The sequence below is a fragment of the Sphingomonas sp. Leaf25 genome (assembly GCF_001421635.1).
Classification (GTDB): Bacteria; Pseudomonadota; Alphaproteobacteria; order Sphingomonadales; family Sphingomonadaceae; genus Sphingomonas.
Genome location: NZ_LMKU01000029.1, coordinates 236,823 through 262,845 on the forward strand (window position 1 = coordinate 236,823; position 26,023 = coordinate 262,845).

24 protein-coding genes and 1 tRNA gene are annotated in these 26,023 nt (G+C 67.5%); 11 read left to right on the forward strand and 14 right to left on the reverse strand.

Annotated features, from left to right (window positions below):
- Window positions 1–84: 84 nt before the first annotated feature.
- The 8 genes from ASE78_RS12805 to fabD form a co-directional block, all read right to left on the reverse strand.
- On the reverse strand, window positions 85–435 hold the full coding sequence (locus tag ASE78_RS12805) for a hypothetical protein (RefSeq protein ID WP_156351500.1): 351 nt from the start codon (window positions 433–435) through the stop codon (window positions 85–87).
- Window positions 435–1,403 carry an endolytic transglycosylase MltG gene (mltG, locus tag ASE78_RS12810; RefSeq protein WP_056497789.1) on the reverse strand — a complete coding sequence of 323 codons (969 nt, stop codon included), beginning with the start codon at window positions 1,401–1,403 and terminating at the stop codon, window positions 435–437. The genes ASE78_RS12805 and mltG overlap by 1 nt, the downstream gene beginning before the upstream one ends.
- A 5-nt stretch (window positions 1,404–1,408) precedes the next feature.
- The gene (gene fabF, locus ASE78_RS12815; RefSeq protein WP_056497790.1) at window positions 1,409–2,668 is read right to left on the reverse strand and encodes a beta-ketoacyl-ACP synthase II; all 1,260 of its coding nucleotides are present in this window, start codon (window positions 2,666–2,668) and stop codon (window positions 1,409–1,411) included.
- 123 nt (window positions 2,669–2,791) lie between these two features.
- Window positions 2,792–3,028, reverse strand: coding sequence for an acyl carrier protein (locus ASE78_RS12820; protein WP_055760552.1), 237 nt, complete (start codon window positions 3,026–3,028; stop codon window positions 2,792–2,794).
- A 162-nt stretch (window positions 3,029–3,190) separates the two neighbouring features.
- Window positions 3,191–3,706, reverse strand: coding sequence for a hypothetical protein (locus tag ASE78_RS12825; protein WP_056497791.1), 516 nt, complete (start codon window positions 3,704–3,706; stop codon window positions 3,191–3,193).
- A complete protein-coding gene (gene fabG, locus ASE78_RS12830) occupies window positions 3,703–4,440 on the reverse strand; it encodes a 3-oxoacyl-[acyl-carrier-protein] reductase (RefSeq protein ID WP_056497792.1) in 738 nt (245 codons plus the stop codon). The genes ASE78_RS12825 and fabG overlap by 4 nt, the downstream gene beginning before the upstream one ends.
- 2 nt (window positions 4,441–4,442) lie before the next feature.
- A complete protein-coding gene (locus ASE78_RS12835) occupies window positions 4,443–4,868 on the reverse strand; it encodes a GxxExxY protein (RefSeq protein ID WP_056497793.1) in 426 nt (141 codons plus the stop codon).
- A gap of 38 nt (window positions 4,869–4,906) precedes the next feature.
- A complete protein-coding gene (fabD, locus tag ASE78_RS12840; protein ID WP_056497794.1) occupies window positions 4,907–5,842 on the reverse strand; it encodes an ACP S-malonyltransferase in 936 nt (311 codons plus the stop codon).
- A 169-nt stretch (window positions 5,843–6,011) separates the two neighbouring features.
- On the opposite strand from fabD, the gene ASE78_RS12845 reads away from it, so the two are divergent.
- From ASE78_RS12845 to ASE78_RS12865, 5 genes are all read left to right on the forward strand, one after another.
- Complete coding sequence (locus ASE78_RS12845) at window positions 6,012–6,389, forward strand: RcnB family protein (protein WP_055759915.1); 378 nt, start codon at window positions 6,012–6,014, stop codon at window positions 6,387–6,389.
- A 150-nt stretch (window positions 6,390–6,539) separates the two neighbouring features.
- Window positions 6,540–6,962 carry a 30S ribosomal protein S6 gene (gene rpsF / locus ASE78_RS12850; RefSeq protein ID WP_055759912.1) on the forward strand — a complete coding sequence of 141 codons (423 nt, stop codon included), beginning with the start codon at window positions 6,540–6,542 and terminating at the stop codon, window positions 6,960–6,962.
- A gap of 12 nt (window positions 6,963–6,974) precedes the next feature.
- Window positions 6,975–7,199, forward strand: coding sequence for a 30S ribosomal protein S18 (rpsR, locus tag ASE78_RS12855; RefSeq protein ID WP_010543816.1), 225 nt, complete (start codon window positions 6,975–6,977; stop codon window positions 7,197–7,199).
- Window positions 7,200–7,210: 11 nt separating this feature from the next.
- Window positions 7,211–7,801 (forward strand): 50S ribosomal protein L9, encoded by a 591-nt coding sequence (gene rplI, locus ASE78_RS12860; protein ID WP_056497795.1) that lies wholly within the window; start codon window positions 7,211–7,213, stop codon window positions 7,799–7,801.
- Window positions 7,802–8,148: 347 nt separating this feature from the next.
- A tRNA-Glu gene (locus tag ASE78_RS12865) sits at window positions 8,149–8,223 on the forward strand.
- Between the two features lie 74 nt (window positions 8,224–8,297).
- Here ASE78_RS12865 and ASE78_RS12870 read toward each other — a convergent pair.
- Entirely contained in the window at window positions 8,298–8,990 is a 693-nt protein-coding gene (locus tag ASE78_RS12870; RefSeq protein ID WP_056497796.1) for a DUF6445 family protein, read from the reverse strand.
- Entirely contained in the window at window positions 8,987–11,125 is a 2,139-nt protein-coding gene (locus ASE78_RS12875; protein ID WP_200911056.1) for an alpha-glucuronidase family glycosyl hydrolase, read from the reverse strand. The genes ASE78_RS12870 and ASE78_RS12875 overlap by 4 nt, the downstream gene beginning before the upstream one ends.
- 107 nt (window positions 11,126–11,232) lie before the next feature.
- Here ASE78_RS12875 and ASE78_RS12880 point away from each other — a divergent pair, with 107 nt between their 5' ends.
- The 3 genes from ASE78_RS12880 to ASE78_RS12890 are packed head-to-tail and all read left to right on the forward strand — an operon-like array spanning window position 11,233 to window position 14,973.
- A complete protein-coding gene (locus ASE78_RS12880; protein ID WP_056497797.1) occupies window positions 11,233–12,549 on the forward strand; it encodes an MFS transporter in 1,317 nt (438 codons plus the stop codon).
- Complete coding sequence (locus tag ASE78_RS12885) at window positions 12,546–13,700, forward strand: endo-1,4-beta-xylanase (protein WP_056497798.1); 1,155 nt, start codon at window positions 12,546–12,548, stop codon at window positions 13,698–13,700. The genes ASE78_RS12880 and ASE78_RS12885 overlap by 4 nt, the downstream gene beginning before the upstream one ends.
- 58 nt (window positions 13,701–13,758) lie before the next feature.
- Window positions 13,759–14,973, forward strand: coding sequence for a flavin monoamine oxidase family protein (locus ASE78_RS12890; protein ID WP_056497799.1), 1,215 nt, complete (start codon window positions 13,759–13,761; stop codon window positions 14,971–14,973).
- Between the two features lie 119 nt (window positions 14,974–15,092).
- On the opposite strand, the gene ASE78_RS12895 is transcribed toward ASE78_RS12890, so the two are convergent.
- Genes ASE78_RS12895 through ASE78_RS12905 form a run of 3 tightly spaced genes read right to left on the reverse strand, consistent with a single transcriptional unit; the run spans window position 15,093 to window position 22,957 of the window.
- Window positions 15,093–16,538, reverse strand: a complete 1,446-nt coding sequence (locus ASE78_RS12895; RefSeq protein WP_056497800.1) for a flavin-containing monooxygenase — start codon at window positions 16,536–16,538, stop codon at window positions 15,093–15,095.
- Between the two features lie 57 nt (window positions 16,539–16,595).
- A complete protein-coding gene (locus tag ASE78_RS12900; protein WP_056497801.1) occupies window positions 16,596–20,822 on the reverse strand; it encodes a translocation/assembly module TamB domain-containing protein in 4,227 nt (1,408 codons plus the stop codon).
- A complete protein-coding gene (locus ASE78_RS12905) occupies window positions 20,822–22,957 on the reverse strand; it encodes an autotransporter assembly complex protein TamA (RefSeq protein ID WP_056497802.1) in 2,136 nt (711 codons plus the stop codon). The genes ASE78_RS12900 and ASE78_RS12905 overlap by 1 nt, the downstream gene beginning before the upstream one ends.
- A gap of 212 nt (window positions 22,958–23,169) precedes the next feature.
- On the opposite strand from ASE78_RS12905, the gene ASE78_RS12910 reads away from it, so the two are divergent.
- Window positions 23,170–24,174, forward strand: coding sequence for a YihY/virulence factor BrkB family protein (locus tag ASE78_RS12910; protein WP_235515049.1), 1,005 nt, complete (start codon window positions 23,170–23,172; stop codon window positions 24,172–24,174).
- Here ASE78_RS12910 and ASE78_RS12915 read toward each other — a convergent pair.
- Window positions 24,168–24,650 carry a MarR family winged helix-turn-helix transcriptional regulator gene (locus ASE78_RS12915; protein ID WP_056497803.1) on the reverse strand — a complete coding sequence of 161 codons (483 nt, stop codon included), beginning with the start codon at window positions 24,648–24,650 and terminating at the stop codon, window positions 24,168–24,170. The two genes, ASE78_RS12910 and ASE78_RS12915, sit on opposite strands and share 7 nt — an antisense overlap.
- Window positions 24,651–24,734: 84 nt before the next feature.
- Here ASE78_RS12915 and gntA point away from each other — a divergent pair, with 84 nt between their 5' ends.
- Entirely contained in the window at window positions 24,735–25,421 is a 687-nt protein-coding gene (gene gntA / locus ASE78_RS12920) for a guanitoxin biosynthesis heme-dependent pre-guanitoxin N-hydroxylase GntA (protein ID WP_056497804.1), read from the forward strand.
- On the forward strand, window positions 25,418–26,005 hold the full coding sequence (locus ASE78_RS12925) for a DUF1989 domain-containing protein (protein ID WP_056497805.1): 588 nt from the start codon (window positions 25,418–25,420) through the stop codon (window positions 26,003–26,005). Before gntA ends, ASE78_RS12925 begins: the two co-directional genes overlap by 4 nt.
- Window positions 26,006–26,023: the final 18 nt, after the last annotated feature.

Sequence of the window (26,023 nt, forward strand, 5' to 3'; positions counted from 1 at the left end):
GTGGGTCGGCCGGTGGCAGGTGAGCCGTTCCCTCGCGAGCCTACCCACCCCCGGCCCCTCCCTTGTCAGGGAGGGGAGCAGGGTTCAGCCGAAACTGCGCTCGAGCCTCTTCGCCTCGGCCGGCGTCGCCCAGCCGAGCGCGTCGGAGCCGCGCAGATAGACGACCAGCCGCTCGCCCTTCGCCGGATCGCGGCGACCGCCGCAGATCGCGCGCCAATAGGGAATGGTGCGGGTGGCGGGCTTGTCGCCGCGCACGATGCGGACCGTGGCGATCGCGGGATAGCGGCGCAGGTCGAGCGACACGACATCGACCAGCAGCGCGGTCTGGGTACCCGCCGGACGCGCAGTTAGCGGGCGATAGGGACTGGAGACGGTGCAGGCGACGGCGGGCTGCGCGACCACGCCCAGCGCGGCAACCAGCACCATCCTCCGCATCACATCTCTCCCCGCGCCCTCCGGATGGCATACCATTTCTGGACGTTGGCATTGTGTTCGGCAAGCGTGTTCGCGAACACATGACCGCCGCTGCCGTCGGCCACGAAATACAGCGCCTTGCTGTCCTCGGGATCGAGCACCGCGTCGATCGAGGCACGGCCGGGGTTGGCGATCGGCCCGACCGGCAGCCCACGCGAGGCATAGGTGTTGTAGCCGTTCTTCGCCAGCAGTTCGGAGCGCAGGATGCGTCGGCCGAGCGGCTTGCCCTTCGTGATCGGGTAGATGACGGTCGGGTCGGCCTGAAGCGGCATGCCGATGCGGAGGCGATTGGAATAGACCGCCGCGACCATCCGCCGTTCGGACGGCTTGCCCGTCTCCTTCTCGACGATCGAGGCTAGGATGATCGCCTCGCGCGGGGTCTTGGCGACCGTGGTCGGCTTGCGGCTGGCCCATGCGGCGGTGAGGTAGCGGTCCATCGCCGCCTGCATCCGCGCGACATAGGCGGCGCGGGTGTCACCCCGCTGATAATCATAGCTGTCGGGCAGGATGCTGCCTTCGGGCGGAAGCGGGGTCGGCCCCTCCAACTGGGGTGCCTTGGCGACCGCTTCCTGCACCAGTACCGAGGGCCAACCTTCGGGGACGGTGACGAACCGGCGTAGCGTGCGGCCGCCTTGCAGCAGTTTCAGGATGTCGGACTGGCTGAGGCCGGCGGGCACCTGATACTCGCCGGCGCGGATCGGATCGCCGCTGCCGAGGAAACGGGCGTAGAGGCGGAAGCGATCGGCCGAGCGGATCGCCCCGGCCTTTTCCAGCTCGCTCGCCGCCGCCGTCAGGCTGGCACCTTCGGGGATGACGACGGTCAGCGTCCGCGTTGCCGGACCGGCCCCGCCCCAGCCCTGCATCACGACAAACAGCGCGGCAATCCCGAGCAGTCCGACGATCAGGCCGAGGCAACCGATCCGGCGCATGGGGCTCAGAGCGCCTTCATCACCAGCGAAGCGTTGGTGCCGCCGAAGCCGAACGAATTGTTCAGCACCGCCTTCACCTTGCGCTCCTGCGCGGTGTGGGGGACGAGGTTGACGCCCGCGCAATTTTCCGACGGATTGTCGAGGTTGAGCGTCGGCGGCACGATGCCGTCGCGCATCGCGAGAATGCAGAAGATGCTCTCGACCGCACCTGCGCCGCCGAGCAAATGGCCGATCGCCGACTTGGTCGACGACATGGCGATGTCGCCGATCGCATCGCCGAACAGCCGCCGCACCGCGCCCAGCTCCAGCTCGTCGCCCAGCGGAGTCGAGGTGCCGTGCGCGTTGATATAGTTGATGTCGGTCAGCGACAGCCCCGACTTGCGCATCGCCATTTCCATCGAACGGAACGCGCCCGACCCCTGCGGATGCGGTGCAGTTACGTGATAGGCGTCGCCCGACAGGCCATAGCCGATGACTTCGGCATAGATCTTGGCACCACGCGCCTTGGCGCGCTCATATTCCTCGAGCACGACGACGCCGGCACCCTCGCCCATCACGAAGCCGTCGCGGTCGCGGTCATAAGGGCGCGATGCTTTTTCAGGCTGGTCGTTGAACGCGGTCGAGAGCGCACGCGCCTGCGCAAAGCCGGCGATGCCCAGCGGGCAGATCGCGCCTTCCGAACCGCCGGCGAGCATCACGTCGGCATCGTCCATCGCGATCATCCGCGCGGCATCGCCGATCGAATGCGCGCCGGTCGAGCAGGCGGTGACGACGGCATGGTTCGGCCCCATCAGACCGTATTTGATCGAAACCTGACCCGAGATCAGGTTGATGAGCCGGCCGTGGACGAAGTGCGGGCTGACGCGCGACGGGCCCTTGTTTTCGCACACCAGCGATTCGCTGGCGATGCCGGGCAGGCCGCCGATGCCGGCGCCGATCGAGCAGCCGGCGCGGTAGCGCTCTTCCTCGGTCATGTCGGTCAGGCCGGCGTCTTCCAGCGCCTGTCCGGCGGCGTCGATGCCGAACACGATGAACGGATCGACCTGCCGCTGGATCTTGTGATCGACGCGCAGCCCTGCGTCGAAGCCATATTCATGGCCGGCGGGCTTCACTTCGCACGCGATGCGGCACTTCTGGTTCGACGCATCGAAATGGGTGATCGGCCCCGCGCCCGATTTGCCGGCGATCAGATTCTTCCAGGCGACCTCGACCTCGGCACCCAGCGGGGTCACGAGGCCGAGGCCGGTCACGACTACGCGGCGCATGGGCATTCCTCTTTCGTTCAGCGTCGATACGAACGACCCCCCGCCCATGGCTTTACGCCGGGACGGGGGGCCGTGAAACTCTCTGGCATGTCGGCGGGGCGGCTTCTGGCCGCCCCGGCCGGATCAGCCCTTGTGCTCGTCGATATAGGTGATCGCGTCCTTGACGGTCGTGATCTTCTCGGCGGCATCGTCGGGAATCTCGACCCCGAATTCTTCCTCGAACGCCATGACCAGCTCGACGATGTCGAGGCTGTCCGCGCCCAGATCGTCGATGAAGCTCGCGTCCTCGGTGACCTTCTCGGCTTCGACGCCCAGATGCTCGACGACGATTTTCTTCACGCGCTCGGCGGTCTCGCTCATATTCATTCCCTCTTCACCTGCGGGGTGTATTCCTGAACGCCCCTAGAACGCACGAATGCCGCGCGCAAGACCCGGCGCGGCTTCATCGGGGTCCGTCCGGAAATGCGCCGAAGCGCATTTCGCGGCACCGGCGCGCCCCTCCGCCAGTTTTCAACCGAACCCTCAGGCCGCGCGCGATGCGAACAGCCGGGCCAGCGTCGCGGCATTGAACGCATAGCCGCCCATCAGCCGCTGCACGCGCACCTGCGCCTTTTTGGCACCGGCCAGTTCGAGCATGCCGTTCATGAACGCATCCACCTCCGCCGTCTGCTTGCGCGCGAGGAAGGCGTTGAGGACGGCGGGCGGGGTCTGGCTGAGGCGGCGGTTGATCGCAACCGGATCGACGCCGTTGGCGGTAAGCCCGGAGGCCAGCGCCTCGACCGCGATGCTGGTGACGACCAGTTCGCCCGCGCGGGTATCGGCCTTGCCGGTGCCCGGCTGGCAGGTGGCGGCATGGGCGCGCGCCTTCTTCACCAGCGCCTCGATCGGCGGGGCGGGCTTCTTGCCCTCCAGCACGCCGACGATCATGCCCTGCTGGAGCTTGGCCAGTTCGAGCTTCGGCATCTTGGCGACCGCGCATTTGACGACATTGCCGTCGCCCGCCGCCGCCATCGCCGCGACCATCAGAAATACGCTCATACCATCGCCATCCCGCCGTTCACATGGATCGTCTGCCCGGTAACGTACCCGGCCTCGCGGCTGGCAAGATAGGCGACCGCGGCCGCCACGTCATCGCCCGTGCCGAGCGCCCCGGCAGGAATCTTGCCCAGCAGGGCGGTTTTCTGCGCCTCGGGCAGCACGTCGGTCATCGCCGAGGCCATGAAACCAGGGGCGACGCAGTTGACGGTGATGCCGCGGCTGGCGAGTTCCTGCCCCAGCGCCTTGGACATGCCGACGAGGCCGGCCTTCGACGCGGCGTAATTGGCCTGCCCCGGATTGCCGGTCTGCCCGACGACCGAGGTGATCGAGACGATGCGGCCGAAGCGCGCCTTCATCATCGGCCGGGCGGCGGCGCGGCAGAGGCGGAACGCGGCTTCGAGATTGACGCGGATCACCTGATCCCATTCATCGTCCTTCATCCGCATCGCGAGGTTGTCGCGGGTGACGCCGGCGTTGTTGACGAGGATGTCGAGCTTGCCGAGCGCGGCCACCGCCTGCGGCACGAGCGCGTCGACCTGCGCACCGTCGGACAGGTCGCAGACGAGCGTGACGTGATCGCCGGGAAGGGTGGCGGCGAAGGCTTCGAGCTTGGCCTGGTTGGAACCGGACAGCGCGAGGCGCGCGCCCTGCGCGGCAAGGCCCTTGGCGATGGCGGAACCGAGGCCGCCGCTGGCACCGGTGACGAGAGCGGTCATTCCCGTTAGGTCGAACATCGTTATTCTCCGGAAGATTGGTTCACGCGGAGGCGCGAAGACGCGGAGGGGCGGTAGTCGTTGACGATCCGGCGCAGCCCCTCCTTGAGCGTTTCGCCGCCGAAATTGATGAGTAGCCCTACGGGCTGTTTGGTCAGGCGCAAATAGGTCAGCAACTGCTTGCCATGGACCGGTAGGAGCTTTTCGACCGATTTTATCTCGACCAGCAACCGTCCGGCGACCAGCAGATCGATCTTGAATGCTTTTTCAAAACGAAGGCCGTCGAAGACGACGTCGATCGGCTGTTGCCGGACGACGGCGTAGCCCATCGCTTCGAGCCGTCCTGCAAGCAGCATTTCATAGACGCTCTCGAGAAGCCCTGGCCCCAGTTCCCGGTGCAGTCGCAGGGCAACGTCGACCACATCACCGGAAACCGCTTCCAGGTCCATACTTCCTCCGCGTCTCCGCGCCTCCGCGTGAACCGACCTTACAACCGCCCGACCAAAGCTTCGATGTCGGCCATTGTCACCACGCTGGTGGCGGTGGCGTCGGGGGCGATGCGTTTTACCATCGTGCCGAGCACCTTGCCGCCCAGTTCGACGAAGTCGGTGACGCCCGCGTCCTGCATCGCCAGCACCGATTCGCGCCAGCGGACCATGCCCGTCACCTGTTCGACCAAGAGTCCCCGAATCGTATCGGCATCTGCCACCGGCGCGGCGGTGACGTTGGCGTAGAGCGGGACCAGCGGGGCAGATAGCGTCACCTTCGCCAGCGCCTTAGCCATCGCATCGGCGGCGGGCTGCATCAGCGGGCAGTGGAACGGGGCCGACACCGGCAGGATCACCGCGCGCTTGATGCCCATTTCCTTGGCCAGCGGCACCGCGCGATCAATCGCCGTCTTCGCGCCCGAAATCACCACCTGCGACGGATCATTGTCGTTGGCGACGGTGCAGACGTCGCCCTGCGCGGCCGCTTCGGCCAGCGCCTGCGCCTTGGCGAGATCGGCGCCGAGCAGCGCGGCCATCGCCCCCTCACCTACCGGCACCGCCGCCTGCATCGCCTGTCCGCGCAGTTTCAGCAGCCGCGCAGTGGTCGACAGGTCGAGCGCGCCGGCGGCGCACAGCGCGGTATATTCGCCGAGCGAATGGCCCGCGACGAAGTCCGCCTTCTCCGCCAAGCGGATGCCGCCCTCGCGCTCCAGCACGCGCAGCGTCGCGATGGCATTGGCCATGATCGCGGGCTGGGCATTTTCGGTCAGCAGCAGGTCGGCATCGGGGCCGTCGGCCATCAGGCGGAAGAGATGCTGGCCGAGCGCGTCGTCGACCTCCTGAAACACTTCGCGCGCATGGGGGCTGGCGGCGGCCAGCGCCGCACCCATGCCGACCGACTGGCTGCCTTGCCCTGGGAAGATGAATGCCCGCATCGCCGTCTCTCCTGCAAATTCCAAGCCCGCGCGCCTAGTCCCGCCACCAAGCTGAACGCAAGGGGCGCCGCCGCGACAGCATGCGACCATTTGGGCCAGCAGGTGACAAACCGCTGCGATATGCGGTCGCCATTCTTGGGGCATCGAAACGCAATCAGGAGCCTGTGCGATGAAGAAACTGATCCTTGCTGCGATGACCGCGTCGCTGTTCGCCACCCCGATGGCCGCGTCGGCGCAGGGCCGCACCGTCATCAAGGAACGCCCCGGCCGCACGGTCGTGGTCGAGAAGAACCGCCACGGCCAGAACGTCCGCAAGACGGTGGTCCGCCAGCAGCCGGCACGCTATGCCAAGTGGCAGCGCGGCCAGCGGTTCGACCGCAACCGCGCCGCCAACTACCGGGTGATCGATTACCGCAGCTATCGCCAGCGCGGCGTCTATGCCCCGCCGCGCGGATACCAGTGGGTGCGTTCGGGCAACGATGCGGTGCTGGTCGCGCTGGCCAGCGGGGTGATCGGCGCGGTGATCGGCGGCGCGATCCTGAACTGACCTTGCTTTCCCGCCCGATTCGGGTATGGGCGATGAACATCCGGGGTGGCAGGTCGTACCTGCCGCCCCGGACTGCATTTGAAGACGACAGCCGGAGGGGCGACCGCGATTGGCGCGGCGTCAGCGATCGGCCAACAGACGGATCAGAATATGGCTCTCTACGAGCACGTGTTCCTTGCGCGCCAGGATCTGGCACAGGCGCAGGTGGACGCGCTGGCGGAAACCGCCACGAAGATCGTTCAGGACATGAACGGCAAGGTCGTGAAGACCGAGACCTGGGGCCTGCGCAGCCTCGCCTATCGCATCGCGAAGAACCGCAAGGCGCATTACGTCATGCTCGAAATCGACGCGCCGGGCGACGTCGTGGCCGAGCTGGAGCGCCAGACGCAGATCAACGAAGACGTGATCCGCTTCATGACCGTCAAGGTTGACGGCCACGAGGAAGGTCCGACCGTGATGATGCGCAAGAGCGAGCGTTCGGAGCGTGGCGAACGTCGCGGTGGTCGCGACCGTGATGACCGTGGCCCGCGCCGCGACCGCGAGCAGTCGGCCCCCGCCGACGCCGAAGCGTAAGGAAGAACACCCATGGCACGTCCGTTTTTCCGCCGCCGCAAGAGCTGCCCCTTCTCCGCGAAGGACGCTCCCCGGATCGACTACAAGGATGTCCGGCTGCTGCAGGGCTTCGTGTCCGAGCGTGGCAAGATCGTCCCCTCGCGCATCACGTCGGTGAGCGCGAAGAAGCAGCGCGAACTGGCCCAGGCCATCAAGCGCGCCCGTCACCTGGGCCTGCTGCCCTACATCGTTAAGTAAGGAGCGCTCCCATGGACGTCATTCTGCTGGAGCGCGTCGAGAAGCTCGGTGCCATCGGCGACGTGGTGAAGGTAAAGGACGGGTTCGCCCGTAACTTCCTGCTGCCGCGCAAGAAGGCGCTGCGCGCCAACGAAGCCAACAAGAAGGTGTTCGAGGCGAACCGCGAGCGGATCGTCGCCGACAACGCCGCCCGTCGCACCGACGCGGAAGCCGAAGCCAAGACGCTGGAAGGCGTTTCGGTCACGCTGATCCGTCAGTCGTCGAACACCGGTCAGCTCTACGGTTCGGTCGCGGTTCGCGATCTGGTCGATGCGCTGGTCGCCGACGGCCACAAGGTCGACAAGTCGCAGGTCGTGCTCGACCGTCCGATCAAGGCCATCGGCCTGTACGACGTGAAGGTCGCGCTGCACCCCGAAGTGACGACGATCGTCAAGGTCAACGTCGCGCGCTCGCCCGAAGAGGCCGAGATGCAGGCGCAGGGCGTCGATGTCATGGCATCGATGTTCGAGCGTGACGACGCCGGCTTCACCGAGGATTATGACCCCAACGCCGAGCCGGGCGACATCGCCCGCGACGACGCGGACGAGGGCCAGCAGGGCTGATCCAGCCCTGTCCTTCGGGATCCATGGAAAAGGCCGTCGGGAGCGATCCCGGCGGCCTTTTCGTTATGGTATTTGGAAAGCGGTGGGGCTTTACGGGCAGGCCACGCAGGCACCGATGACGGCGGCCAGCGGGATCAGCGACAGGATGACGGGAACGGCCTTGCTCATGCGATGATCCGATCATGGAGAGTTTGGCGTTTCAAAGCCGGAACGCGCGAAAGGTTTCGCGGAGATGAATATCATTCCGCAACTTTTCCCGGGCGATCGATGACAAAAGGCGTTTGCTCCCGCCGACAAGCCGCTTGACGGCAACGGCGATCGGGCATAGAGGCCGCGCTCCGCTACACGGCCCCTTCGTCTAGCGGTTAGGACGACGCCCTCTCACGGCGTAAGCACGAGTTCGATTCTCGTAGGGGTCACCAGCGGTTCCGGGCACCATGATGCCCCGACACCTCTCCATTATCGGGTTCAGCGACGGCGCCGGGGCGATCGTGCGCTACCCGTTCGCGCGGTAGGTCAGGAAGATGTTCGCGGTCAGCCGCCCCCGGCGCGGGTCGGGATCGAGTGCCCCATGGACCTGCCCCGAATGCAGCACCCGGCTGCGATAGACGACCAGCCGGTTCCAGCGGCCCGCGACGATCGCGGTCTGTTCGAATGCGGGGGTGGTGCCGTCGATATAGCCGGGTGGGTCCGCCTCCCCTGCCCGCACCGCTTCATACTGCGGCAGGCGATCGGCGGTCAGCGTTTCATACCCGGTCGCGCGGTGACGATAGAAGGCGGTGCCGCCATGCGCCGGATCGCACAGATAATGGAGGATGGCGAACTGGAGCGGATCGACCGTGTCGACATGCGGCGCGCGCTGCGTGGGGACGAGGTCGGCGGCGGGGCGGGTCACGATCGAGAACGAACATTCGGCACGCCCGAGCCGGACGTCGCCCAATGCAAAGGCATCGCGCAACAGCGGGTCGAGCGCGCGGACCACGGTATCGGCATAGGCGCTCGGCATCGGCGCTCGGATGCCGGGATAGCCGCCTGCCGGGCCATAGGCCGGAGCGAAGCTGCCGGCGGCGGCGATCTCGACCAGCCGCTGCGGATCGAGCAGCGCGCCGTCGATCAGCAGCAGCGGCTCACGCTCGGTCCCGATCCGCGCGGTACGCGGCGCGGCGGCAGGATCGAGCGCGAAGGTCATTTGCCGTTGCCCGGCGCATAGGGGGTGCGGATCGCCTTGTAATAGGCGAGCGGCTGCGGCGGCGGCACGGTGCCGGCGGGGAGCGGCCGGCCCGACACCTCGGCGAAATAGGCGATGGAGGCGTCGCGCCACCACTGTGCCTCGCCGCGCTGGATGGCGAGGAACTGCGTGACTTCGGCGAAGCGCTGCGGATCGACCTTGCCCTCCAGCGCGGCCCATTGTTCCTGCATCGCCGCGACCTCGGCCACGCCATGATCGTAGTGCGCCACCAGTTCCTCCCACAGCGTGCGGCCCGATTCCATCCGCCGGTCCCACGACACGTGATGGAACCACAGCAGCAGCTTTTCGGGAACCCGCTTCGGATCGCCCCAAGTCCGCGCCAGCGCCGGGGCATATTGCGACACCGCGTCGCTGCCGGTGCGGGTCCGGTCGAAGCCGATGCCGTTCCGGTCGGCCTTGTGGAAATAGGTCGGGTTCCAGTCCTCGCGCGCCAGATCGTTCACCCATGGCCCCGGGCCATAATGATGGCCGGTCGCGAAGAGATGGTTGAGGCCGAGCGGCATCATGTAATCGACCACCGCCTCGCGCGAACGCAACATCATCGCGGTGACGGGAGCGACGACCGCCGGATCGGGGCTCCACGTCATTGCCGCCCAGTCGCGTGCGATCTCGCCGGCCGACCCCTGCGGATCCCACGCCAACCGGCCGAAGGCGTACCAGTTGGCCTGATCGAACTGCGATCCCGACCAGTTGCGATCGGTGCCGATGTTCGCCACCCCGGCGATGCCGGTCGGCGCGCCGGGCCGCACCGGGCGTTCGAGCACGTCAGCGACGGTCGTGCCGCTCCGCCGGCGGTAGGTGTCGCTCTTCAGCACCTCCTCCCACATCGTGCCGAGATAGGCGAGATGGGTGGCGAAGCCGAGATATTCCTTGGTGATCTGCACTTCCATCATCAGCGGCGTACGCGGCATCGCGCCGAAGAGCTGGTGGAAGGGTTCGCGCGGCTGGAAATCGATCGCGCCGTTCTTGACCTGCACGATGACGTTGTCGGCGAACCTGCCGTCGAGCGGTTCGAACTCGCTGTACGCCTGGCGGACGCGGTCCTCGGGCTTTTCGCTGGCATAGACGAACGCACGCCACATCACGACGCCGCCGTGCGGCTTGAGCGCGGCGGCGAGCATGTTCGCCCCCTCGGCATGGCTGCGGTGATAGTCGCCGGGGCCCGGCTGGCCTTCCGAATTGGCCTTGACCAGAAAGCCGCCGAAATCGGGGATGCGGGCGTAGATTTCGTCGGCCTTCGCCTTCCACCATGCCGCCACCTGCGGGTCGAGCGGGTCGGCGGACTTGAGCCCGCCGACCTCGATCGGGGCGGAGAAGCGCGCCGACAGATAGACCCTGATCCCCCATGGGCGGAAGATGCCGGCGAGCGTCTCGATCTTCGGCAGGAACGCCGGGGTCAGCATGTCGGCGCTGGCGTTGACGTTGTTTAGGACGGTGCCGTTGATCCCGACCGAGGCGTTGGCGCGGGCGTATTCGGTGTAGCGCGGATCGGCGAAGCCGGGCAGTTTCTGCCAGTCCCACAGCGACCGCCCGGCATAGCCGCGCTCGACATAGCGATCGGGATTGTCCCAGTGGTTGAGGAGGCGCAAATCGAGTTTCGGCCGGTCGCGCACGTTCAGCGCGGCGATCGACGCCCCGGTCTGGAGCGTGCGCAGCAACCGGAAGCTGCCGTACAGCACGCCGACCGGCGCGTTGGCGGCGACCACCGTCACCCGCCGGCCGTCGATGGTTGCCGAGCGCAGCACATAGCCCTCGCGCCCCAGCCCTTCGAGCGGCAGGCGCAGCGCGGCGATGCGCTGCGAACGCGGCGTGCCGATCACCACGCTGCCGTCACCGATCGCCGATTCGCCGACGCTGCGCCCGGTCAGCCCCGACAATCCGCGCACCAGTTCGGCGGCGGCGAGATCGATCGTCGGATCGCGTTCGTCGCGCACCACGCCGGTCGCTACGGCAGCCTGCGCGGTCGTGGCGGGCGACGCACGATAGCGCAGCCACAGGTCATAGCCATCCTCGGCGCACGCGGGCGCGCTCCATAACATACCCGCCAGCGCGACCAGCCCGATCCATTTCACCATGCCGCATCCTCTTTCTCGTCCCGTCTGACCGACGGCGTTGACATCGGCATAGCATGGCGGTCATGGTAGCGCTACCACGTCGAAGAACGTGGGCAACAGGAGAGCGCATGTCCCCGAATCCGCCCGAATCGCCGGCCTCCTCGCTGCCGCCGCTGGCCAAGCCGGCCGGCCGGGTGCGCTGGATCGTGTGTGCGCTGCTCTTCTTCGCGGTCGTGCTGTCCTATGTCGACCGGCTGGTGCTGGCGGTGCTCAAACCCGATCTGGCGCAGACCTATGGCTGGTCGGAAACGGGCTATGCCGATCTCGCCTTCTATTTCCAGCTTGCCTATGGCCTCGCCTATGTCGTCGCCGGGCGGATCGTCGACAAGGTGGGGGCGAAGGCCGGCTATGCGCTGGCGATGATCGTGTGGACGGTCGGCCATGTGCTGCACACCGCCTTTACCTCGACCAGCGGCATGATCCTCGCGCGGATGCCGCTGGCGGCGGGTGAGGCGGGCACCTTCCCCGCCGCGATCGCCGCGACCAACGAATGGTTTCCCAAGCGCGAGCGGGCGCTGGCGATCGGCATTTTCAACGCGGGGTCGAACGTCGGCGCGCTGCTGACGCCGCTGCTGGTGCCGTTCATCGTCGTGACGCTCGATCTTGGGTGGCGCGCCGCGTTCTGGATCACCGGCGCGCTGTCGCTGGTGTGGCTGGCGGCGTGGTTCGGCTTCTATCGCCGGCCGCGCGAAAAGGCGTCGCTCAGCCCAGAGGAACTGGCGTGGATCGAGGCCGATCCGGTCGAGCCGCAGCGGGCCGTACCGTGGAGCCGGATGTTCCGCATCCGCCAGACCTGGGCCTATATCGCCGGGCGGTTCCTGATCGATCCGGTGTGGTGGACCTTCCTGTTCTGGCTGCCCGATTATTTCGCCAAATCGTTCAACCTGTCGATGAAGCAGTTCGGGCCGCCGCTGATCGCGGTCTATCTGCTCGCCGATGTCGGATCGGTGGCGGGCGGATGGCTCAGCACCCGGTTGATCGGGCGGGGCATGTCGATCGGGCGGGGGCGCAAGACGGCGATGGTCTGCGCGGCGCTGTGCGCAGTGCCGATCGCCTTTGCGACCCATGCGCCCAGCATGTGGATCGCGGTCGGCCTGATCGGCCTCGCCTGTGCCGGGCATCAGGGGTTTTCGGCCAACCTCTATGCCCTGCCCGGCGACCTGTTCCCACGCTGGATGGCGGGATCGGTGATCGGGATCGGCGGACTTGCCGGCGCGGTCGGCGGCATGTTGATGGCGAAGTTCGCCGGCATGATCCTCGAAACGGTCGGCAGCTATCAGCCGATCTTCCTAGTCGCGGCCTGTGCCTATCTGGTCGCGGTCGGCGTGATCCACCTGATCGTTCCCCGCTACACCCCCGTCGATGCAAGGCAAGTCACCGCATGACCATGATCGATCGTCGTCAGGCGCTGGCGGGGGGCGTCGCGCTGCTCGCCGCCTCTGCTACCCCTGCCCTCGCCGCACCCGCCGACACGTTAAAGGCCGCCGCCGCGTCGCGCGGGCGGCGCTTCGGATCGGCGTTCGCCTTCGGCACAGCGGGCGCGGATCGCGCCTCGTTCGCCAACCCGGCCTATGCCGCGCTGCTGCGCCGCGACTGCAGCGTGCTCGTGCCCGAGAACGAGATGAAGTGGCAGGCGATCCGTCCTGCCCCCGACCGGTTCGATTTCAGCCGGTTCGACCCGATGGTCGACTGGGCGGTGGCCAACGGCTTCGCCTTGCGCGGGCATACGCTGCTGTGGGCCTATTCGCGCTGGTTTCCGGCGTGGCTCAACAACTACGATTACGGCGCGCGGCCGGCGAGCGAGGGCGCGCGGGTGCTGTCCCGCCATATCGACACCGTCACCCGCCGCTATGGCCGCAAGATCACCAGCTATGACGTGGTGAACGAAGCGGTCGATCCCGATACCGGAGCCCTTCGCGTCACGTCGCTGTCGAGCGCGATGGGCGGGACCGAGGCGGTGCTCGACCATGCGTTCCGCACCGCTCGCGCCGCCGCGCCGCATGCCGAGCTGGTCTACAACGACTATATGAGCTGGGAGGACGGCAACGAAAAGCACCGCGCCGGCGTGCTCAAACTGCTCGAAGGGTTCCGCCGGCGCGGCGTGCCGGTCGATACGCTGGGGGTGCAGTCGCACATCGGGCTGTTCGCGCCGACCCCCGATGCCGGCGCGCTGGCGCGGCGGCTGGAGCCCGAATGGCGCCGCTTCCTCGATGCGGTGGTGGCGATGGGGTATCGCCTGATCGTCACCGAATTCGACGTGCGCGACAAGGGCCTGCCCGCCGCGATCGCCCCGCGCGACAAGGGGGTCGCCGATTTCGCGCGCGCCTATCTCGACATCATGCTGTCCTACCCGCAACTGCGCGATGTCCTCGCATGGGGGATGAGCGACCGCTATAGCTGGCTGCGCACGTTCGAGCCGCGGACCGATGCGGTCATCAACCGTGGCTGCCCCTATGACGACCGGTTCGCGCCCAAGCCGCTGTACGGCGCGATGGTCGGCGCGCTGGCGAATGCACGCGAACTACGGATCATCTGAGCGGAACCCGGCAACGGCTGGCGCACTGTAGCGGTCCGTCACGACAGGACCCGCGCTTATGATCGACGTCGCTATCATCGGAGCCGGTGCCGCCGGGATCGGCGCCGCGCGCGCTTGCCATGCCGCCGGGCGATCGGTCGCGGTGTTCGAAGCGGGCGACCGCGTCGGCGGGCGGGCGCATAGCGTCACGATCGACGGCATGGCGCTCGATCTCGGCTGCGGCTATCTCCATTCGGCAAAGCGCAATCCATGGGTCGCCATCGCCGGGGACGCCGGGTTTGCGATCGATCGCAGCCGTCCGAGCTGGGGACAGCAGTACCGCGACCTCGGTTTCTCCCCGGTCGAGCGGCAGGCGGCGAATGCCGCGCGCGCCGCGTTCGAGGCACGGTTGCGGCATGATCCACCGGCGAGCGACCGCGCCGCCGACGCGCTGGACCCCGCCGGGCCATGGAACGGCTTCCTCGATGCGATGTCGGGCTATGTGAACGGGGCCGATCTCGCCTCGCTCTCGGTGGCCGATTACCTTGCCTATGACGATGCCGCGACCGACGACGACTGGCGGTTGCCCGATGGCTATGGCAGGCTAGTCGCCGCCAGCCTGCCGCCGGTGCCGCTGTACCTTGGCACACCGGTCCGGGGCATCGAGGAACGCGCGGACGGCGTCGCGATCGTCACGCCGCGCGGCAGCGTGAAAGCGGGTGCGGCGATCATCACCGTATCGACCGCTGTGCTGTCGGGTGGCGGGATCGCGCTGCCGGGGTGTTTCGACCCGAGCCTCCATGCCGCGAGCCATCTGCCATTGGGACTGGCGGACAAGCTGTTCTTCGCGCTGCTCGACGATCACGGGCTGGCGGCGGAGGGTCATCTGCTCGGCAATCCGCACCGTGCGGCGACAGGCAGCTATTATCTCTGCCCGTTCGGGCGACCGGTCGTCGAATGTTTCGTCGGCGGCAGCAGCGCGCGGGCGCTGGAGCGCGAGGGGCTGGACGGCGCGGCAGCCTTCGCGAAGGCGGAGTTGGCGGCGTTGCTCGGGGCAAGGCTGGTCGACCGGATGGTGCTGATCGCCGGATCGGCGTGGGGCCGGGCGAGCCATTTCGGCGGATCATACAGCCATGCGCGGCCCGGCCAAGCGAATGCGCGCGCGGTGCTGGGCGAGCGGCGGCACGACCATATCCTGATCGCGGGGGAGGCGGTGTCGCCGACCGACTTTTCGACCGCGCATGGGGCGTATGCGACCGGGGTGGCGGCGGCAGAGGTCTTGCTTCGGGACTGAGCAACTCCCCTCCCTGACCAGGGAGGGGTTGGGGGTGGGTCGGTTCGCGAGGGAACGACAGCACCCGCCCCAACCCTACCCACCCCCTCCCCCCCCCCNGGGAGGGGAGCAAGGGGACGCTACCGAAACTCCATCTGCTCGGTCACGTCGCCGAAACGCATCGTGATCCGGTCGCGCAGATAGCTTTGCCGGACGCGCCACGGCGCCTTCGACCCTTGTCGCGGCAACCGGTCGATACCGCGCTTCACATAGCTGGAGGTGAAGTCGAGCAGCGGTTCCTCGGTCAGATCGGTGTCGGCGATACGTGGCGTCGCCTGTACTACACCCCGTGCCTTCATCGTGTTGAGCAGGCGGCAGACATAAGCGGCGGTCAGGTCGGCGCGCAGCGTCCACGAGGCGTTGGTATAGCCGAACGCATAGGCGAGGTTCGGCAGGTCGCTGAACATCATCCCCTTGTAGTTCATCGCCTTGCTCGGATCGACCGGCCGCCCGTCGATCGACAACGTCGCCGCGCCGAAGAGTTGCAGTTCGAGCCCGGTAGCGGTGACGACCACATCGGCGGGAAGGTGGGTGCCGTCGGTCAGGCGGATGCCGGTAGCGGTGAAACGGTCGACATGACCGGTCGCGACCTCGGCGTGCCCCTCACGGATCACCCGGAACAGGTCGCCGTCGGGGACAATGCACAGCCGTTGGTCCCACGGATCATAGCTGGGTGAGAAATGCTTCGCGACGTCATAGCCCGGCGGCAGCGCGGCGTGGACCTGTTTCAGCAGCCAGCGGCGGACCGCCTCGGGCTTGCGGCGCGAGCGGACGTAGAAATACTGGCTGATGCCGATCCGCAGCCAGCGGGCGATGCCGTATGCGGCGCGCCACGGCAGCACCCGGCGCAGGACGCCCAGCAACGGATCGCGCGCGGGGGTGGTCAGCACATAGCTTGGCGAGCGTTGCAGCATCGTGACCTTCGCCGCGCGGTCGGTCATCGCCGGGACCAATGTCACCGCCGTCGCGCCGCTGCCGATCACCACCACCTGCTTGCCCGTATAGTCGAGGTCGGCGGGCCAGAATTGCGGATGGACGATCCGCCCGGCGAAATCACCCTCCCCGGCAAAGGTCGGGCGATAACCCTGCGCATAGTCGTAATAGCCGGTGCACAGATACAGGAAGCCGCACGACAGCGTCGTCGTTCCACCGGTATCGGTCCGCTCGATCGTCAGCGTCCAGCGGGCGTCGGCGCTCGACCATGCGGCATGGACCATGCGGTGGTGATAGCGGATGTGCGAATCGATCCCGCTCTCGCGCGCGGTGTCGGCGATATAGTCGCGGATGGTCGCGCCATCGGCGATCGCCTTCTCCTCCGCCCATGGCCGAAAGCCGTAGCCGAGCGTGAACATGTCCGAATCCGAGCGCACGCCGGGATAGCGGAACAGGTCCCACGTACCGCCCAGCGCCCCGCGCCCCTCCAGCACCGCGAAGCTGCGATCGGGGCACAGCCGTTGCAGATGGTGCGCCGCGCCGATCCCCGACAGCCCTGCCCCCACTACGATCACGTCGAACTCGTCGGGCATAGCAGCCGCCTCTCCTTGCGCCGCCGCTATGCCCTCAACCGGGGGACCGGCTCAAGCTTAGTAGTCCCGGCTATAGCGTACCGACGCATTCGATCCGCCGAATGATCCGGTCTGCGACAGCACCGACAGCGTCTTTGTCAGCGCGATCTGAATCTGCGTGGCGGTGAAGCCGCGCGCGTCGGTGATGATCTCGATATAGATGTCGTCGGTCAGATATTTGCCCGCCGCAAGGCTGGTGCCCCGCCCGGTCGCCTCGTCGCCGCCCAGCACGCGCAGGCGATCGAACCCGGTCGCCGAGCGCAGCTTGCCGAGCGGGTTCAACCCGCCCCCGCCCGATCCGCGCAGCGAATTGAGCGCGGCGGCGAGCTGGATCGCCTCGGTCGCCGACAGGTTCGTCACCGAACTGCCGAAGAGCAGCCGCGACAGCACCTCGTCCTGCGCGAGTGCCGGCGTCGAGGTGAAGGCGATCTGCGGTGCCTGCGCCGTACCCGTCACGTTGATGACGGCGGTCACGCCTTCGGCGGTGGTGGTGGCGGAGATGTCGATCACCGGGTTGGTGAAGTCCGACCCTTCGAAGCGGATGTTGCCGCGTTCGACCTCGAACCGCTTGCCGGCGAACGAATAGGTGCCACGCACGAGGCGCAACTGCCCGTTGATCGTCGGCGCGGCCGAGGTGCCGGCGATCCGCAGATCGGCCTCCCATTCGGATTCGAGGCCCATGCCCGATACGAACAGCCGATTGTCGGCACGGACACGCAGCGCCAGGCGGAACAGCCCGGCCGAGGCGGCGGCCTGTCTGGGCGGTTGCGCCGCGCGGGTAGCGTCGCTCTTGCGGCGCACCCCGGTCAGCTCGGGGACTTCGGCCGCGCCCTGGCGGATGATCTGATAGCGCGCCTCGGGGATGACGAGATCGCCCGAGATCAGCCCGCCGTCCGCCCCGTTCTGGATACGGACGTCGCCGGTGGCCGATGCGCCCAGCGCGTCGCTGCGCGCCAGTTGGGCATTGCGCAACTGCGCGCGAATATCGACCGGGAAGCCGCTGTTCGCCGCCAGCCCGACCGTCCCCTGCGCCGCGACGGTGCCCTCGCCCGCCGTGGCGCGCAACTGCACCAGTTCGAACCGGTCATTGGTGAAGCGGCCGTTGATGCCGAGGTTGGTCAGCCGCGTGCCGAGCGTCTCATTCTCATAGGTCAGCGTATTGGCGCGGACCACGCCGGTCAGTTGCGGTGCCTGCACCCGCCCGCCGAAATCAGCGGCGATGCCGATCGCGCCGGTCAGTTGCTGGTCGGCCAGCCCCGCGAACGAGAACAGCACGCCCGCCGGCCCGTTGTAGCGGATACCGCCCGACAGCGGCGCCGCCAGCATCCGCGTGACCCATGATCCGCTGCCCGGCGGCAACGGCCGCAGGTTGGCGACCATCCGCCCGACCGTGGTCGTGCCGCGCTGGATCAGCGCCCGGCCACTGCCGCCTTCGGGCCGCAGGTCGCCGGCGAACACGATGTCGACCGGTTCGGAGACCGAGGCGAGGCTGGTCCGCTGGAAATTGCGGATGGTCAGCCGGGCATCGGCGCGCGGGAAGCTCTGATCGGCGGCCTGCGCAAAATCGAGGCTGCCGGTGGCGGTGCCGCCGATCCCGGTGCCGGGAACGAAGGCGTTGACGATGCCGAGGTCGAGCCGGTCGAGCCGGGTCTGGATCGACATGCCATTGCCATAGACGCCCGCCGCACGGATCGAACCTTGCGCGAAATCGATCCGCGTCGGGTAAAGGCGATAGCCGCCGGTCGCAGGGGTGATCCGCGCCGGGTTGATCGTGCGGAACGGGATGTTGTTGGCAACGCCCTGCAACGCGACGAGATATTCGTTCGGCTGCAACCGGGCATTGGCGGCGACGCGGAACGGCACGCCCGACGATCCTTCGGCGAAGATCTGCGCCAGTCCGTTGCCGCCGCGATAATTCACCTTGGCGCGGCTGCGTTCGAGGACGAAGTCGCCCATCGACAGGTTGGCGACCTGCGCGTCGGCGACGATCTCGGGCTGGTCATAGAGCACCGCGCTGGCGGTGACGATCGCCCGGCCGATGCGCAGCCCCATGTCGCCGGGAATGACCGCGTTATAGGCGCGCGCGTTCACGTCGGCGCGCTGGTAACGGCCCTGCGCGGACAAACGTGCAACGCCCGCCACGCCCGATCCGGCGAAATTGACCCGGCCGGCGAACGGCCCGGCATTCGTCGCCTCGACCCGGCCGTCGATGTTCATGCCGGCGAAGGTCGCCGAGCGAATATCGGCGACGAGACGCGGCGCGGTCGAGACGAGCACGTCGGCGCGGAACGGACCATAGTCGGTGCCGCCGGTCGCCTGGATCGCATAGCGGTCGCCTTGGCCACGTACCCGGGCTTCGAGGTTGACGAGGCCGATGCCGACGCCGGGCCGGGCCGCGCGCAACAGGATTTGCGGTGCGGCGACGCTGCCCGTCACCTGCGCGGTCAGCGGACCGTACTGGGTCGACACCGCCTGCGCGTTGACCAGCAGCGGCCCGGCCGGATCATAGCGGCCCGACCCGTTCAGGATGCGAAACTGCGGCGCGTTCATCCGCAGGTTGGAAAAGGTGACGATCCCGTTCGGATCAACGCCGACATCGACCCGCGTGGTCGACACATTGCCGCCAAGGAAATCGCGCACGCCTTCGTTGAACAGCCGCGTGGTCTGCGCGACCACCCGCCCCTTGATGCCGAAACCGCCATTCGGCGCGGCATAGAGGTTCGCGTCGGTCGACAGGTTGAGGATGCCGATGCTGGCGACTTCGTAGTCGTTGACCCGCCCCTTGATCGCGCCGGTATAGCGCCCGGTCGACAGGTTCGCGGCGACGATCACGGTCGCATCGATCCGGTCGGAACGGATGCGCAGATTGTCGGACAGCACCTGATCGCCGTTGATCGCCAGATCGCCGTTGATCGAAACATTGGTGACGAGCCCGCCGACGGCGGCGTTCAGCCCGGTGATCCGTTTGGCACGCGCCTTGATCGGGATCAGGATGCGGTCGGCATCGACGGTCGCGCGCCCTTCGGCGTACAGTTGCTCGACGGCCATCTCGCCGAAGCCCAACGCCGCCGCCTGGATCTTGTAGTCCACGGTCGGCGTGCCGAAGCCGCCGTCGAGGACCACCGCTGCACGGACCGAGCGGCCATTGAGGTTGGGGGCGATCGCGCCCGGCGTCAGCAACATCGCCTCGGTGCGGAAATTGCCGAAGCGGCTGTTCGCGAGATCGAGGATGCCGGCGGCGTTGACCGCCAGCGCGCTGGAGCGAAGCTGGATACGGGTATCGGCCTTGCGGTCCGCGAGCGTCGCGTCGATCGCGACGTCGAGGCGCGGCGACGTCAGCCGTTCGACCGGTCCCTGCAGGATCAGGCCCGGCTGGGTCGATCCGCGCACGGTGAAGCTGCCGTTGCGGCCGGTGATCGCCAGATCGGCGAGCGGCCGCCCGCCGAGCGTGCCGGCGAGACGCCCCTGCCAATTGGTCCAGCTACCCCGGCCGTCGATCGTGGCGGCGATCGGCTGGGCGAGGCCCGCCATGCCGGCGATCATGCCGTTCGCCGGGCCGGTTACGCGCGCATCGACATCGAATTTGTCGTCGTCGGGCACCGCGTCGAGTTTCAGCATAACGCTGTCGCCGCCGCCCAAGCCCGGCGCGGCAATGGTCAGCGCGTTGGCGGACACCTGCGCACGGCGATCGGCGATATGCACCGCACCGTCGATCCGGGCGATATGGCGCTGGCCGGTGACGGCCGGGCCGACCTCAATCCGGTCGACGCGCAGGCGGTTCACGTCGATGTCGTAATCGGGCAGCAGCGGCGCGTTGGGATCGCCCGGCGGGGTATCCTTCAACACCGGGTTGCGTGCATAGCGCACCAGCGGACTGGTCAGGCTGCGCACGTCGACATGGCCGTTGGTGAAGGCGAACGGCCGCCAGTCGAGCGCGACCTGCGGCGAATAGGCGAAGACGCCGCGCGTATCGGACAGGCGCAGGTCATGGAGGGTCAGCGCGCCGTAGAGCGACCCGTCGATCCGGCCGATATTGACCTTCAGCCCCGATGCGGTGGTGTACCCGTCGAGCTGGCGGACGACGAAGCCCCGCCCCGGTCCGGTATTGAGCGCGAAGATCAACGCGACCACCGCCACGAACAGCACGGCGATGGCGATGCCGATCCATTTCAGGATGCGGACCCACAGCGGCTGCTTGCGCACGACGACGGTCCCGGTCGCGGGGGCTGCGAAATCCTCGGCCATCAGAATGCCTGCCCGATCGAGATATAGAGTGCGATTTTGGACTCACCGGGACGCCGGGCGATCGGCGTCGCTACATCGACCCGCATCGGCCCGAAGTTGGTGTAGAAGCGGCCGCCGATCCCCGCGCCGAAGCGCAGGTCCGAGGCATCGGGCAGCGAACCTTCGTACACCTGCCCCGCATCGAGGAACGGCACGATGCCGAAGTTGCCGAAGCGGTAGCGCGCCTCGATCGCGAATTCGTTGAGGCTGCGCCCGCCGATCGGCCGGGCGAGGGTGTTGCCGTCCTCGTCCACCTCGGGCGTGCGCGGACCCAGTTCCTGGAAACCGAAGCCGCGCACCGATCCGCCGCCACCGGCATAATAGCGCCGCGAGGGCGCAAGGTCGTCGCGGTCGATCCCCTGGATCGATCCGGCACGGGCGCGCCCGGCGATGACGATGCTCTGCCCGATCGGATAATAGCCGGTGCCCTCGACCATGAAGCGGCCGTACGGGCGCACGCCGTCGGACACCGATCCTTCGGGGCTGACGTTCAGCTTTACGCGGAAGCCCTTGGTCGGGTTCAGCAGATTGTCCGACGTGTCGAACCCGGCGAACAGCGGCAGCGCGGCGATGCCATAGGTGCGGCGGCGACGCTCGCCGACGGTGAAGTCGTAGGTGTCCTCGTTGGTGCCGATCAGTTCGGCGCCATAGGCATAGGTGAAGCGCTTCTGCCAGATCGGCGTCGAGTCATACGACCAGCGGATGCCGAGCGTGCCGGTGAACGCCTCGAACGCATCGTAATTGCTGCGGCTGGCGTTGGCGAGAATCTGGAAGGTGCGGTCGCGCCGTCCGGCGTTCGATCGGCGGAAGGTGACGCCCGCCCCCTGTTCCTGCGTGCCCGCCACGCCGCGCACGATCAGTGCGCCTTCGGGCGGGAACAGGTTGCGGTGGGTCCATGATCCCTCGACCCGGAGCCCCTGTCCGGTGCCATATCCCGCCTCGCCCGCCAGCGTGCGCGCCGGGCCGGCGTCCTGCCGGACGAGCAGATTGACCGCCTCGGTCCCGTCGGCGGCGACCTGTCCGGTGCGCTGCGGTTCGACCGAGACGCTGGAGAACAGCCCCGTCGCGACCAGCGCGGCGCGCAGATCGTCGACCTTGCGATTGTCGTACAGCTCGCCCTGCCGGAAACGCGCCAGCACGCCGACATGCTCGGCATCGAACGCCAGCTTGCCGGTGGTGGAATAGGTGCCGAACGACGAGCGCGGCCCGGTATCGACCGGTAGGGTGTAGCCACCCGTCACCGTCGCATCGTCGAGCAGGATGTCGCGCTGCCCGACCTGCACGAACGGATAGCCCTGTTGCGGCAGCTTCAGGCTGACGTTCGCCTCGGCCGCCTGGATTCGTTCGGCGTCGATCGGATCGCCGACCTTCAGCGGCAGTTCGCGGTCGACGAGGTTCGGCGGCACCGTCGGCTGGGTATCGATGCGGATCGACGACAGGGTGTAGAGCTTGCCCGGCAGCGCGGTCACGACCGCGCGGATGCGTCCGCCCTGCGGCTGTTCGATCATTGAGCTGACGGTGCCGTCGTAATATCCCTTGGCGCGCAGGATGCGCAGCGCGAGCGATTCGTCTTCCTTGGCGCGCGCCTGCACCATCGTCGCGTTCGCGGCCTTGCCGTCGCCTTCCTCCAGCGAGGAGAGCGCGCGGAACTGCGCCGTCCCCCCGATCGCGTCGAGGCCCTTGACGACGGTGTCGTAGCGGATTTCGACCGCACGCTTGTCATCGACGCCCGCGACCTCGACCGGGGTCACGTCGAAGGTGTTAAGCGGCGGCAGCGGCTGCGCCAGTTCGGCCGCCTCGGGCAGTATCGCATCGGGCAGGGTTTCGGGCACGACGGCGTTTTCCGTCGCCGGCACGGTCGGGCGGACCGGCGCGGGCACGGCCTGTGCCGTGGCGGTGGTCGTCGTCGCGGGCTTTGGCGCGGCGGATGCCTCGAACCCGGCGATCGGTTCCAGCGGGGCGTTGATGTCGCCCGACAGGCTGGGCAGCGCCGCATCGAATTCGGCATCGGGAACGATCGGGCCATCGTCGTTGTTGGCAGGTGGCATGGTGGTTTGCGGACGGTCGGTCGGTGCCGACGAAGCCGTCTGCGCCATGACTCCGCAAGGAATCATCGTTCCTGCCAGCAGGATAGCGACCGTGCGCGCGCGAATTTCCGCCAACTGCTATCCCCGTGTCGTTCAACCTTGGGTTGCAGCGCACAACCCCCCTTGCGACCCCAAACGCGCGTTCGGCGGATTTGGTTCATTTCTACCCACTTGCATCCGTTTTGCGGTGCGGGCGTTGCATGTCGGCGAAGGGGACTGATGTGACGGAAAGCACGACGCAAATCGATCCGGCCACGATTCCGGGGAGTGGATCGACCCATCCATGGGCGCATCCATGGGCGGCGTGGAAGGCGATATTGACGCGCGTCTACACCATGGTCGGCTATCACAATCTGACGCTGATGGCGGCGGGAGTCGCCTTTTATGCGTTCCTGTCGATCGTGCCGATGCTCGGCGCGATCGTGATGACCTATGGCCTCGTCGCCGATACCGCCACGGTCGCGCGGCACATGCAGACGATCTTCGAACTGGTGCCGGCCGATGCCGCGCGGCTGATCTCCGACCAGTTGATCGCGGTCGTCACCACCGCGTCGCGGCAGGCGGGCCTCGGCCTCGTCATCGCGCTGCTGCTCGCCGTCTATGGCGCGATGCGCGCGGCGAGCGCGATCATCCAGGCGCTGAACGTGATTTACGAAGAGGAGGACGAACGCAGCATCGTCACCACCACGCTATTGTCGGCGATGATTACGCTGGCGGCGATTTTCGCGGTCATCGTCGGCATCGTGTCGGCCGGCGTGTTGACATGGTTGCAGAGCGCGGTCGCGTTCCTCGGCACGGCGGGCGCGGTGATGATCCAGATCGTCACCTGGGGCGTGGCGGGCGCGATCACCAGCGCGGGCATCGCCTTTGCCTATCGCTACGGGCCGGACCGAACGCGGGCACAGTGGCGCTGGCTGTCGGTCGGGTCGGTTGCCGCCACGATCCTGTGGTTGCTGGCGACGGTCGGCTTCGGGGTCTATGCTGCCAACTTCGCCAATTACAACGCGACCTATGGCGCGCTGGGCGCGGTCGTCGTGCTGCTGATGTGGCTGTTCGTCTCCAGCCTCGCGATCCTGATCGGCGCGGAGATCAATGCCGAGGCCGAACGCCAGACCGCGATCGATTCGACCGTCGGCCATCCCCGGCCGATGGGCCATCGCGGCGCGCGGCTGGCCGACACGCTGCCGAGCAAGCGCCAGTTGAAGCCCAGGCGGGGCGCCTATTGAGCGGCGGCGGTGCGTTCCTCCAGCACGTCGGCCGCGTCCTGAATCCGCGCCAGCATGTCGCGCAGCACCTCGATCTCCTGCGGCGTGAAGCCGGCGAACAGGTCGCGCTCGATCGTCAACGCGCGCGGTGCGACCTCTTCGTAGAGCGTCCGCCCCGCCTCGGTCAGCACAAGAAGGTGCGAGCGCTGGTCGCCGGCATTGGCATGGCGGTCGACGAGGCCGCGATCGACCAGCGCGATCGCCGCGCGGCTGACCGTCACCTTGTCCATCCGGGTCGCCACGCACAGCGCCTGCTGGGTGATGCCGTCATGTTCGGCGATCACCGTCACCAGCCGCCATTCGGGGATGCGCAGCCCGAACAGCGCGCGATAGGTGGAGGCCACCGCGTCGGATACGCGGTTCGACGCGATCGACAGGCGATAGGGCAGGAAATCGTCGAGGAGCAGCCGTTTGTTCACGACCCCGACTGTTACCATTTAGTGACGGGTCGTCAACGACTTGGAACCGGGAACGGCAGCGAAACGTAGTGTTCGTCCAACAACCGGGCCGGGACCTCCGCGATGTTCAACTGGAAGCACGAAGCGCAGGATCGCCTGCAGGCGATGTTGTTCGCCCATGTCGACGACCGCGTCTTTCCCTGCGTCGGGGCGAAATCGGCGATGGCGAAGGGCACGCTCGACGTGCTCGTCTGCTCGCGGATCGACAGTGCGTGGGACGATGTCCGCATTCACGATGCGCTGATGCGGCTTGCCGAGGCCTATCGCCGCGACCGGGCGATGTACCGCAGCTTCGCGGTGATCTTCGAGGGGCCGGACGACCTGAGCGAAAATGCGTTCGAGCGTGCCCTGTGGCAGCGGGTCCAGTCGCTGTCGGACAAGGATGTGTGGCGCGGGCAGGAATATGACACGCGGGTCAGCACCGATCCCGACAATCCGCATTTCTCGCTGAGCTTCGGCGGCGAGGCGTTCTTCATCGTCGGGCTGCACCCCAATGCCAGCCGCCCGGCGCGCCGGTTCGAGCGGCCGACATTGGTCTTCAACCTGCACGACCAGTTCGAACGGCTGCGCGCCGAGGGCAAGTACGAGACGATGCGCGAGAAGATTCTCGTGCGCGACGAGGCGCTGGCGGGCAGCCGCAACCCGATGCTCGAACGGCATGGTGCCGCCAGCGAGGCGCGGCAATATAGCGGGCGCGTGGTCGATGACCGCTGGGCCTGCCCGTTCCACTATTCGGGGGAGGCCAAGTGACGACGACCATCCCCGAACGGTCGGGCACCGCCTTCCGGCTGGCGAAAGGCGAGACGCTGGTGGTGATCGATCAGAAGGGGGAACAGGTCGCCGACCTGCTGGCGTTCAACGCCGATGATCTGGACGAGGTGATCTCTTCAGGGCGGACGCTCGATTATGCCGAGACGATCCGGCTGACGACCGGCCATGCGCTCTATTCCAATCGCAGCCGGGTGATGCTGGAGATCGTCGCCGACACGGTCGGCACGCATGATTTCCTGCTGACGCCGTGTTCCTATGACACCTTCCACCATTTCTATCCCGATCTGCCGCCGCATCGCGGATGTTTCGGCAATCTGGCGGCGGCGCTCGAACCCTATGGCGTGGTGCCCGACCGGATACCGGTGGCGTTCAACTGCTTCATGAACGTGCCGGTCGATGGCGCGACGGGGAAGCTCTCGGTCCTGCCGCCGATCAGCAAGGCGGGCGATTCGATCACTTTCCGCGCAGGCATGGATCTGGTGATTGGCCTCACCGCCTGTTCGGCTCCGGCGTCGAACGGTGGCAGTTTCAAGCCGATCGAGTATCGCATCGAACCGGCCTAGCGGCTGATCGACATTCAG